Consider the following 13,522-nt stretch of genomic DNA (forward strand, 5'->3'; position numbering starts at 1 on the left):
GGGGATGCCCCGCCATTCTCGCGCCCGGCCCCCGACGGGCCGGCGCCCAGGAGCCGCGATCGGTTCATGATGATGACACGCGCCCGCCGGAGCGTTTCGGCGCTCGCCCTGCTGCTCGCCGCCGGGCTCCCGCAGACCGTGCTCGCCGCGCAGCCGAAGGAATCGACCCCGGTGCTCGACTACGAGCCTGCGGACTCGCTCGAGGGCAACTTCCTCTCCGCCTACATCGCGGGCGCGTCGCGGGACACGGCGGCGGCGGCGACCTTCTACCGCGAGGCGGTGAAGGCCGACCCGCGCAACGCGGAACTCGTCGAGCGCGCCTTCATCTCGCTGCTGGCCGACGGCGCCCTGCCGGACGCGTTCCGCACCGCCGAGAAGCTGATCGCCCGCGATCCGACCAACGGCCTCGCCAACCTCTCCCTCGGGGTGCGCCAGATCAAGGCCGGCCAGTGGGCCGCCGCCCGCCAGAACTTTTCCCGGAGCGGCCGGGGCGCCGCCACGGACCTGACCGCGACGCTGCTCACCGCCTGGTCCTACGCGGGCGCCGGCGACAGCAAGAAGGCGCTGGAGACGGTCAACAAGCTCCGGGGCGAGCGCTACTACAACACCTTCCGGGACTACCATGCCGGCCTGATCGCCTCGGTGACCGGCGACAACGCCGAGGCCGAGCGCCGCCTCAAGGCCGCCTACGACGCCGACCACAACACCCTGCGCATCGTCGACGCCTACGCCCGCATGGAGGCCAGCCTCGGCCGCACCGACCTGGCGATCCAGGCCTATTCCGACTTCGACCAGCTCTCGCCGCGCCACCCGCTGGTGCGCGACGCCCTCGAGAAGCTGAAGGACGGCAAGCCGCTCACGCGGCTGATCGGCACCGCCCAGGAGGGCGCCGCCGAGGTGCTGTACGGGCTGGGCTCCGCCGGCTCGACCCAGGGCGACGAGCTGCCCGCGGTGATCTACCTGCGGCTCGCCCTCTACCTCGCCCCCGACCACGCGCTGGCCCGGCTGACGCTCGCCGACACGCTCGACCGGATGAAGCAGCCCGAGCGCGCCAACGAGGCCTACGCGCAGATCCCGGCCAATTCCCCGCTCAAGCTCAACGCCGACATCCAGATCGGCCTGAACCTGGAGCAGATGGGCAAGGGCGACGAGGCGCTGGCCCATCTCGACGCGGCGATGAAGGCCCACCCGGACGACATCGACGTCATCACGGCGCTGGGCAACGTGCAGCGCGCCCGCAAGAAGTACGAGGAGGCGGCGGCCACCTACACCCGCGCCATCGACCTGATCGGGAACCGGCCGCAATCCAACTACTGGACGACCTACTATTTCCGCGGCACCGCCTACGAGCGCGCCAAGCAGTGGCCGAAGGCCGAGGCCGACCTGAAGAAGGCCCTGTCCCTGGTGCCGGCCAACCAGCCGGCCGCCAAGGCCCAGGTGATGAACTACCTCGGCTATTCCTGGGTCGACCAGAACATCAACATCGACGAGGCGTTCAAGCTGCTGCAACAGGCCGCCGACGCGAGCCCGCGGGACGGCATGATCGTCGACAGCCTCGGCTGGGCCTATTACCGCCTCGGCCGCTGGGACGACGCGGTGCGCGAGCTGGAGAAGGCGGTCGAGCTGAAGCCCGGCGATCCGACCATCAACGACCACCTCGGCGACGCCTACTGGCGCTCGGGCCGGCGCCTCGAGGGCAAGTTCCAGTGGCAGCACGCCAAGGACCTGAACCCCGAGCCGGACGACCTCACCCAGATCAACGCGAAGTTGAAGGACGGGCTGCCCGACATCGAGAAGCCCACCGCCACCGCCGAGACGGTGCCGGCCCCGGTCGCCGCCCCGCACAATCCCGACAACCCGGAACTCCCGAAGGGCGCCCCCCAGCCGCACGAGGCGCCGGGCTCCGCCGACAAGGCCAAGAAGTCGGGGGGCTAGGCCTCCCGCCAAGTCCCGCCTCGGGGCGGTGCGGCTGCCGCGCCGTCCCGACGATGCGCGGGCCATTTCGGAACGCGAGGCCGCGAGATCCGGCCCGCGCCCGCCGCCCTGTCGCGGCTTCGGGCGCCCGCGCTGCGGCCCGGAGGCCGTAGGTCGAGCGACCTAATTGCCCACCGATCCGCGCCCGCTATCGTCGCGCCTCCGCAACGTTCCGGAGTGCGACGTGAGAGTGCTGAAGCCTGTCTGTGTCCTGCTGGTCCTCGCCTGCGCGGCGTCCGGGATCGGGGCCGATCCCGCGCGGGCGCAGGACGCGGCGTCGGCGCCGAAGGCCTTCGCGCTCGATTCCGTTCCCGTCTCGGCCGCGCCGCTCGGCCGCTTTCCCTACTTCGCGCTGCCCGACGGCTACCAGCCGGTGAACCTGCCCGAGACGCGGGAATTCGGGCATTTCCTGTTCTGGACCGGCGCAGCGCTCCACGAGGTCGAAGGCAAGGTCTTCCAGTCCCTGATCGGTCCCAAGGACGGCAAGACCTACTCCGCCTACGAGCTGAAGAAGAACATCGAGGCCGTGCTGACGCAGGCCGGCGGCCGGAAGATCGCCGACGGCCGGATCCCCAACTCCGTGACGGAGACGCTGCCGGAGGAGATCCGGATCGGGATGTATGAGGGCCTGGGCGACGTCTACAACGTGCCCGTCCAGACCTGGGTGATCCGCCGGCCGGACCGGCAGATCTGGGTGCATTTCGTGCCCGACAGCTTCACCGCGGCCTGGACGATCCTCGAGACGAAGCCGTTCGTGCAGACCGCCGCCCTCCTGCCCGCCGAGCGGCTGAAGCAGGATCTCGACAAGACCGGGAAGGCGGTGATCCAGGTCAACTTCGCCACCGACAGGACCGAGATCCTGCCGGCCTCCGCCCCGCAGATCGACGCGGTGGCGGCCCTGCTCCAGACGGATCCCGGCCTGCGGCTCGCGATCAACGGCTACACGGACGGGACCGGGGCCGCCGCGCACAACCAGGCCCTGTCCGACGGCCGTGCCAGAGCGGTCATGGCGAGGCTCGTCGGCGCCGGAATCGCGAAGGACCGGCTGAAGGCCAAGGGCTTCGGTTCAGCCAGCCCGGTCGCCGCCGACGACAGCGAGGCGGGGCGGGCGCAGAACCGGCGCGTCGAGCTGGTCAAGTTCTGAGCGGCGCGGGCGCGCGAAGACCCCCGGCGGCCGGGCTCGGACGGACCATCCGGTAGCGCTCCGGCGTCGGAGCGGGGGACAGCGCGATCGACAAGAGTATTTTGTCCGCCAGCTCATAAAAATCGACGCGCATTTTCGCGAGCTTTGACGCACAGTGCGTGGCCGTTCGCGGGCGGCCACGCCGCGTCCCGCCCGGCAGGAGATTCGCACGGCAAGAGCCGGCGGGCGGGCACGTGCCCGCGACCCAGGGAGGAAGGCCCATGCCGTCAGACATCGAGATCGCCCGCGCCGCGACCCTGAAGCCGATCGCGCAGGTCGCCGAGAAGCTCGGCATCCCGGATGACGCGCTCCACAATTACGGCAAGCACATCGCCAAGATCGACCACGGCTACATCGCCGGGCTGGAGAGCCGGAAGCCCGGCAAGCTCGTGCTGGTGACGGCGATCTCCCCGACGCCCGCGGGCGAGGGCAAGACCACCACCACGGTGGGCCTGGGCGACGCCCTGAACCGTATCGGCGAGAAGACCATGATCTGCCTGCGCGAGCCCTCGCTCGGGCCGTGCTTCGGCATGAAGGGCGGCGCGGCCGGCGGCGGCAAGGCGCAGGTCGTGCCGATGGAGCAGATCAACCTGCACTTCACCGGCGACTTCCACGCCATCACGTCGGCCCACAGCCTCGCGGCCGCGCTGATCGACAACCACGTCTACTGGGCGAACGAGCTCAACATCGACGTCCGCCGCATCCACTGGCGCCGGGTCGTCGACATGAACGACCGGGCCCTGCGCGCGATCAACCAGTCGCTCGGCGGCGTCGCCAACGGCTTTCCCCGCGAGGACGGGTTCGACATCACGGTGGCCTCCGAGGTGATGGCGGTGTTCTGCCTCGCCAAGGACCTCGCCGACCTGGAGGAGCGCCTCGGCCGGATCGTCATCGCCGAGACCCGCGACCGCAAGCTCGTCACCCTCAAGGACGTGAAGGCCACCGGCGCCATGACGGTGCTGCTCAAGGACGCCCTGCAGCCGAACCTCGTGCAGACCCTCGAGGGCAACCCGGCGCTGATCCACGGCGGCCCCTTCGCCAACATCGCCCACGGCTGCAACTCGGTGATCGCCACGCGGGCCGGCCTGCGGCTCGCCGACTACACGGTGACGGAGGCCGGCTTCGGCGCCGATCTCGGCGCCGAGAAGTTCCTGGACATCAAGTGCCGGCAGGCGGGCCTGACTCCCTCGGCCGTGGTGGTGGTGGCGACGGTCCGCGCCCTCAAGATGCACGGCGGCGTCGACAAGAAGAACCTCGGGTCCGAGAACATCGATGCCCTGGAGAAGGGTTTCGCCAATCTCGCCCGTCACGTCACCAACCTGCGCGGCTTCGGCCTGCCGGTGGTGGTCGGCGTCAACCACTTCCACGCCGACACCGACGCCGAGCACGCCAAGCTCAAGGACCTGTGCCGCGAGCGGCTCGACGTGGAGGCGATCACCTGCCGCCACTGGGCCGAGGGCGGTGCCGGGGCCGAGGAACTCGCCCGCGCGGTGGTGAAGCTCAGCCAGGCCGAGCCGGCGCCGATCCGCCACGCCTACGAGACCGAGAGCCGGCTCACCGACAAGATCCGGGCGATCGCCACCAAGCTGTACGGCGCCGCCGACATCCAGATCGAGACCAAGGCCGCCGGCAAGCTCGCCACCTTCGAGAAGGACGGCTACGGCCACCTGCCGATCTGCATGGCCAAGACCCAGTACTCCTTCTCCACCGACCCGACCCTGATGGGCGCCCCCGAGGGCCACATCGTCGGCGTGCGCGACGTCCGGCTCTCGGCCGGCGCGGGCTTCGTGGTGGCGATCTGCGGGGAGATCATGACCATGCCGGGCCTGCCCCGGGTGCCGGCCGCCGACACGATCCGGCTCGACGCCAACGGGCAGATCGACGGGCTGTTCTGAGAAACGTCGCGCGGGGCTCGCCCACGGGCGGGCCCCGCCGTTCGTCGTTGCGAGCGGAGCGAAGCAATCCAGGGACACACCGCATCCGGAGATCGCGCGCTGCCCTGGGTCGCTGCGCTCGCGATGACGGAGCGGGTCGGATCAGGGGCCGCCCCTACGCGTCCCCGAACAAGTCCACCGCCAGCCGGGAATGCGCCTCGCGCAGCATCCCGGTATCGACCCCGAGCGGCTGCCCGTCGATCACCCGCCAGCGCCCCGCGACCATCACCCGGTCGGCCCGGGTGGCGCCGCACAGGACGAGCGCCGCCAGCGGGTTGTGGGCACCGGAGAAGCGCAGCTCGTCCAGGGTGAACAGGGCGAGGTCCGCCTCGCGGCCCGGCGCGATCCGGCCGATATCGGAGCGGCCGAGGCAGGCGGCCGAGCCCTCGGTCGCCCAGCGCAGGGCGTCGAGATGCGTCACGGCCTCCGCCCCGTAGGTGAGCCGGTTGATCATGAGGGCGTGGCGCACCCCCTCCATCAGGTTCGAGCTGTCGTTCGAGGCCGAGCCGTCAACGCCGAGGCCGACGGGCGCGCCCGCCGCCTCCAGCTCGCAGGTGCGGCAGCGGCCCGAGGCTAGGGTCATGTTCGAGGTCGGGCAGTGGCAGACACCGACGCCGGCCGCGCCGAGCCGCGCGACCTCGGCATCGGTGAAGTGGATGTCGTGCGCGAGCCAGACCCGGTCGCTCAGCCAGCCGACCTCTTCGAGGTACTCCACCGGGCGGCAGCCGAACATCTGCTGGCAATAGGCCTCCTCGTCGCGCGTCTCGCCGAGATGGGTGTGCAGCCGGCACCCGCTGCGGGCGGCGAGCTCCGCGCTCGCGCGCATCAGGCGCTCGGTCACCGAGAACGGCGAGCAGGGGGCGAGGGCGATCTGCACCATCGCCCCGGGGGCGGGATCGTGGAACAGGTTCAGCACCCGCTCGCAGTCCGAGAGGATCGCGTCGTCGTCCTGGGTCAGGGCCGCGGGCGACAGGCCGCCCGCCCGGTCCGACAGGCTCAGGGAGCCGCGGGTGAGCGCGGCCCGGATCCCGAGGTCGCGGGCCTCCGCGACCTGGATGTCCATCGACGCCTCGAGGCCCTTCGGGAACAGGTAGTGGTGGTCGCCCGCCGTGGTGCAGCCCGAGAGCAGCAGCTCGGTGAAGGCGACCCGCGTGGCGAGCCGGAACGCCTCCGGGGTGATCCGCCCCCAGACCGTGTAGAGCGCCTCCAGCCAGGGGAAGAGCGGCTTGTTGAGCGCCAGCGGATGGGCGCGGGTCAGCGTCTGGAAGGCGTGGTGGTGGGTGTTGATCAGCCCCGGGATGACCACGTGGCGCGACGCGTCGAAGGTCGCGTCCACGGGCGCGGCGGGGCGCGCGCCCGCCGGCACGCACTCGACGATCCGGGTACCCGCCACCACGATCCCGCCGCCGGCGCCCTCGGCCAGGACGGCGCGCGGGTCGCGGATCCAGAGGCGTCCCGATCCCGGTTCCCCTGCCTCGGCCATGCGCGTCCGCTCCCGTCGCCCGAGGGCCTGCGTAGCGGAGGCGTCGGACCGGGGGCAATCCCGCGGGTACACGCTTGAGGATCCGGAGCGGTCGGCGCCCCGGCCGCCCCGGCCAGGGTTGACGGGCCCCGGCCGCCTTGAGAAACGTCATGGGGACTGACCTATCACCCGTTGGGAGCGGCCGCGCCGTGACACGGACAGCCCCGCGCGAGGAGATGTTCGCGCCGAAACCCGTCCCGGGCGCCGCGCCGGCCGCCCTCGGCAGCGACGACCTGATCGAGCTCCTGTTCTTCGCCTACCGGGATTTCGTCGGCGATCCGGACAGGATCCTGGCCGATTACGGGTTCGGCCGCGCCCATCACCGGGTGCTGCACTTCGTCGACCGGTACCCGGGCCTGACGATCGCCGAGCTCCTCGACATCCTGCGCATCACCAAGCAGAGCCTGAACCGGGTGCTCAAGGACCTGATCGGGCAGGGCTACGTCGCGCAGAAGCCCGGTTCCAGCGACCGGCGCCAGCGCCTCCTGTACTGCACCGAGGCCGGCGCCGGGCTCGCGGCCGACCTGACGCGGGTCCAGGCCCGCCGCCTCGCCCGGGCGCTCGCGGCGCCGGATGCCCGGGGCTCCCCGGAGGACTTCCTGATGGCGATGATCGAGCCGGAGGACCGGCCGGCGGTCCAGCGCCTGATGGCGCGGCGCGGGGGCGGGGCCGAGGGGCGCCTCGACGCGGAGGAGCCCGCGTGAGCCACGCCGCCCGGTCCGACCTGCCCGACGAGGCGCCCCACGTCCTCGTGGTCGACGACGACCGCCGCCTGCGCGAATTGCTCGCCCGCTACCTCACCGACCAGGGCTTCCGGGTCACCGCGGCGGCGAGCGCCGCGGAGGCGCGGGCCCGGGCCCAGAGCGTCGTGTTCGACGCCATGGTGCTCGACGTGATGATGCCCGGCGAGAACGGCTTCGACTACGCGCGCAGCGTCCGCGAGACCTCGCGCGTGCCGATCCTGATGCTCACGGCCCGCTCCAACCCGAACGACCGGGTGATGGGGCTGGAGATCGGCGCGGACGATTACCTGCCGAAGCCGTTCGAGCCGCGGGAGCTGACGCTGCGGCTCAACAACATCATCAAGCGCAGCGTGCGGCCCCGCGCGGCCTCCGCCGAGGCCGTGACCTTCGGGCCGTTCGCGTTCCGAATCGACCGGGGCGAGCTGCGCCGCGACGACGAGCTGATCCGCATCACCGAGCGCGAGCGCGAGATCCTGACGATCCTGGCGACGGCGGGCGGCGCCAATGTCGAGCGCGAGCAGCTCGCTGGTCCGGGCGGCGCGGCGGCGGAGCGCACCGTCGACGTGCAGATCAACCGCCTGCGTCGCAAGACCGAGGTCGATCCCGCCAACCCGGTCTTCCTGCAGACTGTGCGGGGCGTCGGCTACCGGCTCGCGGTGGATTGAGCCGCCCGCGGGCCGCCGCCGGGCGGCTCAGACCACCCGCGGCGTGTCGGGTTTCAGCTTGAGGGCCTTGGCGATCCGGGTGGACAGGCTCCCCACGATCGCGAGGCTGGCCGACGGGCCGGCGAGGGCGCGGACGGCCTCCACCGCCTCCTCGGCGCTGGGCTTCATCACCGCGTAGACCGTGGCGCCGGGCGCCGCGCCGGCGCCCTCCGCGGTCACGGAGACGAGGAAGGTCGTGTGGCGTCGCCGCGGGCGTCCAGGCATGGTCCAGCATTTGGCATGTCGGCTAACCATCACCAATGCCTGAGACCCGGAGCCGGCCGGGAAACCGCACGCACCCGGCACGATAACCCGTGCCGGGTCTCTCAGATCAGGGCAAGGTCGATGCCGGGAAGCCGCAGCCCGTCGAGGCGCGTGCGCCAGCGCTGACCGGAGGCGACGGGCAGCGCGTCCGTCAGCGTGCCCGTCGTGACGACAGTCCCGGCCGCGAGCGGTGGGGCCACCGGATCGTTAGCCAGCGCATCGACGAGGTGGGCCAGGGCCGCGAGCGGCCCCGTCCCGAGCACGCAGCCGCCGCCGCCCCGGTCCGCGACGGCCCCGTCCCGCAGCAGCTCGACGGTGAAGCCCGCGAGTTCGCCGAGCCAGGCCGGTCGCGCGTCCGCGGCGATCCTCACCCGCTCGCCCACCACCAGCAGCCCGTGCAGGCCGAAGGCCGCGACGGTGTCGGGCGCCGCGAAGCGCCAGCCCGGATAGAGTGACTGCACGATCTCGAAGCCGCTCGCCGCCCAGTCGAGGCAGGCGATCAGCGCCGCGGCATCCATGCCGGGCTCGGGCGCGCGCGCCAGCCCGAACACGATCTCCGGCTCGATCCGCGGCTCGACGAAGGCGGCGAGCGGCACCGGACCCGACAGGGCGGCCCGGTCGCGCAGGGTCGTGTCGTAGACGTGCCCCCAGATCGGCGCGCGGACGCCGTAGCGCTCCCACAGGGTCGTGTTGGTGAAGCCGATCTTGTAGCCGACCGGCCGCTCGCCGCGCTCCCCGCGCAGGACCCGGACCGCCTCGGCCACCCGGTAGGCCGCCGGCAGGTCGAGGGCCGGATCCCAGTCGGTCAGCGGCGCGATCGGGCGGCGATGCTCGTGCGCGGAGAGGATCGTGCGGGCATGGGCCGCGGCGGAGATCGGCTCGGTCATCGGCGCACGGCGTGAGGGCCGACGGGGCGGCACCCGCGCCGGGCCGCCTCGATCGCGGCCGACTGATCTTACCCGAGGTGACCGTCGCCGGGAACGCGCGCTCTGTCGCTGCGCCGCCGACGCTCGCCGGCCCGTCCCCCGCGCGGAGCGCGCTCCTGGGGCGTTCGCTCCCGGCCCCGCCGCCCGCAGCATATTTTCATTAGAGGAATACCAAAATACGTTTCTTAAAGATGTGTCATCGGAGGCACATACTGCTCACGAATCCGTGATAGCTGGTCATCGGCGCGTATCTTCGCCCAGTAATTCCTGTTTAGAGTCGGTACAATGTCGAGATATGTCAGTGACCGGGCCGCGTCGCGCGCGTTCGATCATGCGGAGAGGCTGCTCCGGATCGGGTTTGTATCGTCGACATCTATACTCACGCTCGGGGCGGCCGCGCTCGCCCAGCCCGCGCCCGCCACGGACATCGAGCTGTCCGAACTCAGCGTGACGGGCGAGGCGCGCGGGCGCAGCCTGAACAGCGACCTGTACGGGCGCGGCGGGGCGACCGGGCCGGTGCCCGGCTACGTCGCCAGCCGCAGCACGGTCGGCACGAAGACCGACACGCCGATCCTGGAGACCGCGCAGTCGGTGTCGGTCATCGGGCGCCAGCAGATCGAGGATCAGAACGCCCTGACCATCAATCAGGCGCTGCGCTTCACGCCGAGCGTCACCACCGAGCAGCGGGGCGGCGCCGGCTCGACGCGCCTGGAGCAGTTCTACATCCGCGGCTTCACCGCGCCGATCTTCCTCGACAACATGGCGCTGCCCGGTAACCGCGACGCTTTCCCCAGTGTCGATCCCTACCGCCTGGAGCGGGTCGACATCATCAAGGGGCCGGCCTCGGTCCTCTACGGGCAGTCCGGTCCGGGCGGCCTCGTCAACCTCGTCTCGAAGGTCCCGCAATTCGTCCGCCACGGCGAGATCTTCGTCCAGGGCGGCGGCTTCAGCGAGGTCCGCGGCGGCTTCGACGTCGGCGGCCCGATCGCGTCCGACATCCCGGGTCTCGCCGACCAGTTCGCCTACCGGGTCATCGGCCTCGGCTGGAACGGCGACGGCCCGGCCGTGACCACCAAGGTCGAGCGCGCCTTCATCAACCCGAGCCTCACGTGGCGGCCCTCCGCCGACACCTCGCTCACGGTCATCGCCAACTACCAGCGCGACCCGTTCTCGGGCTTCTACGGCGGCTTCCCGGCCGTCGGTACGGTGTTCCCGCGCAATTTCGGCAGCGGCGTCTTCGGCCGGCTGCCGGTGAACTTCTACGACGGCGACCGCACCATCGAGCGCTCCGACCGCACGCAGGCCTCCGTCGAGTACCTGTTCGACCACCGGATCACCGAGAACCTGCGCTTCCACTCGGCCGGCCGCTACCTGCGCTCGAACGGCGACTACCGCAGCGTGTTCACGACCTTCGGCGACGTCAACGGCCCGTACACGAGCGGCCCGATCATCGGCCGGTCGGTCGGCGGCACCCAGGTCGACATCGAAGCCTACACGATGGACAACAACTTCATCGCCGATTTCGACACCGGCCCGATCGCCCACACGGCGCTGCTCGGCGTCGACCACCGGACCTTCAGCACGCGGTCCGTCACCGGCCCGTTCCCGGCGACGACGAGCCTGAACGCCCTCGCCCCCGACCACGACCTGCCGATCCGGTTCCCCGCCTTCACGTCGACCTCGCGGATCGACGCGCAGCAGACCGGCGTGTACTTCCAGGATCAGGCGAAGTTCGACCGCTTCATCCTGACGCTCGGCGGCCGCTACGACACCGCCCGGCAGACCGGCCCGACCCGCACCTTCGCGCCGAACGGGCTGACCATCCAGGACGTCCCGGCCGAGGCCTTCACCGGCCGCGCCAGCCTGCTCTACCTGTTCGACAGCGGCGTCGCCCCGTACGTCTCCTACAGCGAGGCGTTCGAGCCGATCGTCAACGGGCGGATCTTCGACGCCGCCTTCGGCTCGGCCGGGCGCATCCCCGTCCCGATCGCCAGCAACCAGTACGAGGCCGGCATCAAGTACCAGCCCCCCGGCACCGACATCCTGCTGACCACCGCGTTCTTCGACATCCGCCGCTCGAACGCCACCACCACCGACCCGGTCAATCCCGGCTTCGTCGTGCAGACCGGCGAGGTCGGCGTGCAGGGCGTCGAGTTCGAGGCGCGGGCCACCCTCGCCGAGGGCCTCAGCCTGATCGGCGGCTTCTCGCTCCTCGACATCCGCAACGTCCGCGACACCGGCTTCACCACGAACGACCTGACCCGCCGGCAGGTGCCGCTCCAGGGCCTGCGGCCGGTGCAGGTGCCGGACACGACGGCCTCGCTGTTCGTCGACTACCGCTTCACCGACGGCCCGCTCATCGGCCTCGGCCTCGGCGGCGGCGTGCGCTACCTCGGCCCGTCCTGGGGCGATCCCGCCAACACGTTCCAGGTGCCCGAGAGCGTGCTGGTCGACGCCGTCGCCTCCTACGACATGAAGCACCTCGACCCGCGGCTCGCCGGCCTCAGCGCGCAGATCAACGTGCAGAACCTGCTCGACGAGCGCTACGTGACCGGCTGCTTCACCTACTCGGGCTGCTATTACGGCCTGCCGCGCACGGTCTACGCGACCCTGCGCTACCGCTGGTGAGGCGGTCGCCGTGGGCAAGACCTTCCGGCAGTCGATGGCGTGGCTCCACGCCTGGTCGGGCCTCGTCGTCGGCTGGGTGCTGTTCGCCGTCTTCGTGACGGGCACGGCGAGCTACTACCGGCCCGAGATCTCGCAGTGGATGCGGCCCGAGCTCCGCACCGACCGGACCTTCGGGCCGGCGGAGCTCGCGGCGGCGGCCGAGCGCGGCGTCGCCCACCTGCAGGCCCATGCGGGCGGCGCGCGGACGTGGTTCCTCGCGCTGCCGCGGCCGGACCGGCCGGTGCTGGAGCTGTTCTGGCGGACCGGCCCGGGCCGGCCGCCCGGCCACGTCCTCCTGGATCCCGACAGCGGCGCGCCGGCGGCGGTGCGGGCGACGCGCGGCGGCGACTTCCTCTACCGCTTCCACTTCGAGCTGAATCTGCCGCCGCTCTGGGGCCGCTGGATCGTCGGCGCCTGCGCGATGATCATGCTGGTGGCGCTGATCTCGGGGATCGTCACCCACCGGCGCATCTTCGCCGACTTCTTCACCTTCCGGCGGGACAAGTCCGCCCAGCGGGGCTGGCTCGACGCGCACAACGTCACGGGCGTGCTCGCCCTGCCGTTCCACCTGATGATCACCTATACCGGGCTCGCCACCCTCATGGTGATGTACGTGCCCTGGGGCCTGAACACGGCCTATCGCGGCGACAGCCAGCGCTACTTCGCCGAGTCCGGCCAGATCACCGCGCCGCGCTCGCCCGCCGGCCAGCCCGGCACGCTCGTGCCGGTCGGGCCGCTGGTGCTCCGCGCCCTGGCGATGCGGCCGGAACCCCTGGAGCGGATCACGGTGGTCAACCCGGCGGACGCGCGCGCCACCGTGGTGGCGGTGTTCGAGGAGCCGCACGGCCTCTCCCACGAGCACCCGCAGATCGCCTTCGACGGCGTGACGGGCGCGGTCCTGGAGGTGCGCGCGGGCGGCCTGCGGCCGGCGACCAAGACGTTCACCGCGATGGTCGGCCTGCACGAGGCGCACTTCGCCGGCCCGGCCCTGCGGGTGCTGTTCTTCCTGTGCGGCCTCGCCGGCAGCGCCATGGTGGCGACCGGGCTGCTGCTCTGGGCGGTGGCGCGCCTGCCCAAGGGGGACGCGCCCCGGGGCTTCGGCCTGCGCCTCGTCCAGGGCCTGAACGTCGCGACGATCGCCGGCCTGCCCGCGGCCGTCGCCGCCTATTTCCTGGCCAACCGGCTGCTCCCCGCCGCGCTGCCCGCGCGGGCGGAGTGGGAGGTCGGGGCCTTCTTCGCCGTCTGGCTGCTCGTCGCCGTGGCGGCGCTCCTGCGCCCGGCCGGGCGGGTCTGGCCGGAGACGCTGACGGCGGCGGCCGCGTTGTACGGCGCCGTCGCGGCCGCGGATGTCGGGCGCCTCGTCGCGCTCCGGCTCGGCGGCGACGCGCCGGTCGAGCCGGTCCTCCTCGCCTTCGACGGCGCGATGCTGGCCCTCGCCGCCCTCTTCCTGCTCGCGGTCCGCACGATCGCGCGGCGCGGCGGAGCGTCCCGCGGCCCCGCGAAAGCCGCCGGGCTCTCGATCGCGGGGCACGCGCGGCGGGACCAGGGCCGGCCCGGCATGCCGGTACCGGGAGATCGGGAGCCGATATGATAAAATTGAACTGG

The 13,522-nt window shown here is 71.9% G+C and carries 10 protein-coding genes; 7 read left to right on the plus strand and 3 right to left on the minus strand.

The window, feature by feature from the left end:
• Positions 1-66 precede the first annotated feature (66 nt).
• The 3 genes from BM419_RS21985 (at position 67) to BM419_RS21995 (ending at position 5,052) form a co-directional block, all read left to right on the plus strand.
• Positions 67-1,935 carry a tetratricopeptide repeat protein gene (locus BM419_RS21985; protein WP_020094312.1) on the plus strand — a complete coding sequence of 623 codons (1,869 nt, stop codon included), beginning with the start codon at positions 67-69 and terminating at the stop codon, positions 1,933-1,935.
• Positions 1,936-2,158: 223 nt separating this feature from the next.
• The gene (locus BM419_RS21990; RefSeq protein ID WP_091927666.1) at positions 2,159-3,118 is read left to right on the plus strand and encodes an OmpA family protein; all 960 of its coding nucleotides are present in this window, start codon (positions 2,159-2,161) and stop codon (positions 3,116-3,118) included.
• Positions 3,119-3,378: 260 nt separating this feature from the next.
• Positions 3,379-5,052: a formate--tetrahydrofolate ligase gene (locus BM419_RS21995; RefSeq protein ID WP_020094314.1), complete on the plus strand. Its 1,674-nt coding sequence runs from the start codon at positions 3,379-3,381 to the stop codon at positions 5,050-5,052.
• Positions 5,053-5,206: 154 nt separating this feature from the next.
• On the opposite strand, the gene BM419_RS22000 is transcribed toward BM419_RS21995, so the two are convergent.
• Positions 5,207-6,574: an 8-oxoguanine deaminase gene (locus BM419_RS22000; protein ID WP_091927667.1), complete on the minus strand. Its 1,368-nt coding sequence runs from the start codon at positions 6,572-6,574 to the stop codon at positions 5,207-5,209.
• A gap of 215 nt (positions 6,575-6,789) precedes the next feature.
• On the opposite strand from BM419_RS22000, the gene BM419_RS22005 reads away from it, so the two are divergent.
• On the plus strand, positions 6,790-7,317 hold the full coding sequence (locus BM419_RS22005; protein WP_091682725.1) for a MarR family winged helix-turn-helix transcriptional regulator: 528 nt from the start codon (positions 6,790-6,792) through the stop codon (positions 7,315-7,317).
• Positions 7,314-8,021, plus strand: a complete 708-nt coding sequence (locus tag BM419_RS22010) for a response regulator (protein ID WP_020094318.1) — start codon at positions 7,314-7,316, stop codon at positions 8,019-8,021. Before BM419_RS22005 ends, BM419_RS22010 begins: the two co-directional genes overlap by 4 nt.
• A gap of 27 nt (positions 8,022-8,048) precedes the next feature.
• On the opposite strand, the gene BM419_RS22015 is transcribed toward BM419_RS22010, so the two are convergent.
• Together BM419_RS22015 and BM419_RS22020 are read right to left on the minus strand one after the other, a co-directional pair.
• Complete coding sequence (locus BM419_RS22015; RefSeq protein ID WP_091927668.1) at positions 8,049-8,285, minus strand: hypothetical protein; 237 nt, start codon at positions 8,283-8,285, stop codon at positions 8,049-8,051.
• A gap of 101 nt (positions 8,286-8,386) precedes the next feature.
• A complete protein-coding gene (locus BM419_RS22020) occupies positions 8,387-9,211 on the minus strand; it encodes a 2-keto-4-pentenoate hydratase (RefSeq protein WP_091927669.1) in 825 nt (274 codons plus the stop codon).
• A 324-nt stretch (positions 9,212-9,535) separates the two neighbouring features.
• Between BM419_RS22020 and BM419_RS22025 the strand changes: the two genes are divergently transcribed.
• The gene (locus BM419_RS22025; protein WP_091927670.1) at positions 9,536-11,878 is read left to right on the plus strand and encodes a TonB-dependent siderophore receptor; all 2,343 of its coding nucleotides are present in this window, start codon (positions 9,536-9,538) and stop codon (positions 11,876-11,878) included.
• A 10-nt stretch (positions 11,879-11,888) separates the two neighbouring features.
• Positions 11,889-13,508, plus strand: a complete 1,620-nt coding sequence (locus tag BM419_RS22030) for a PepSY-associated TM helix domain-containing protein (RefSeq protein ID WP_091927671.1) — start codon at positions 11,889-11,891, stop codon at positions 13,506-13,508.
• Positions 13,509-13,522: the final 14 nt, after the last annotated feature.

Origin of the sequence: Methylobacterium sp. yr668, assembly GCF_900116245.1 — a bacterium.
Classification (GTDB): domain Bacteria; phylum Pseudomonadota; class Alphaproteobacteria; order Rhizobiales; family Beijerinckiaceae; genus Methylobacterium.

What these genes read in the sequence shown, in the direction of transcription:
- BM419_RS21995 (WP_020094314.1), top strand. Translation starts at nt 3,379, where the DNA reads ATGCCGTCAGACATCGAGATCGCCCGCGCCGCGACCCTGAAGCCGATC.
- BM419_RS21985 (WP_020094312.1), top strand. Translation starts at nt 67, where the DNA reads ATGATGATGACACGCGCCCGCCGGAGCGTTTCGGCGCTCGCCCTGCTG.
- BM419_RS22000 (WP_091927667.1), bottom strand. Translation starts at nt 6,574, where the DNA reads ATGGCCGAGGCAGGGGAACCGGGATCGGGACGCCTCTGGATCCGCGAC.
- BM419_RS22005 (WP_091682725.1), top strand. Translation starts at nt 6,790, where the DNA reads ATGTTCGCGCCGAAACCCGTCCCGGGCGCCGCGCCGGCCGCCCTCGGC.
- BM419_RS22025 (WP_091927670.1), top strand. Translation starts at nt 9,536, where the DNA reads ATGTCGAGATATGTCAGTGACCGGGCCGCGTCGCGCGCGTTCGATCAT.
- BM419_RS22020 (WP_091927669.1), bottom strand. Translation starts at nt 9,211, where the DNA reads ATGACCGAGCCGATCTCCGCCGCGGCCCATGCCCGCACGATCCTCTCC.
- BM419_RS22015 (WP_091927668.1), bottom strand. Translation starts at nt 8,285, where the DNA reads ATGCCTGGACGCCCGCGGCGACGCCACACGACCTTCCTCGTCTCCGTG.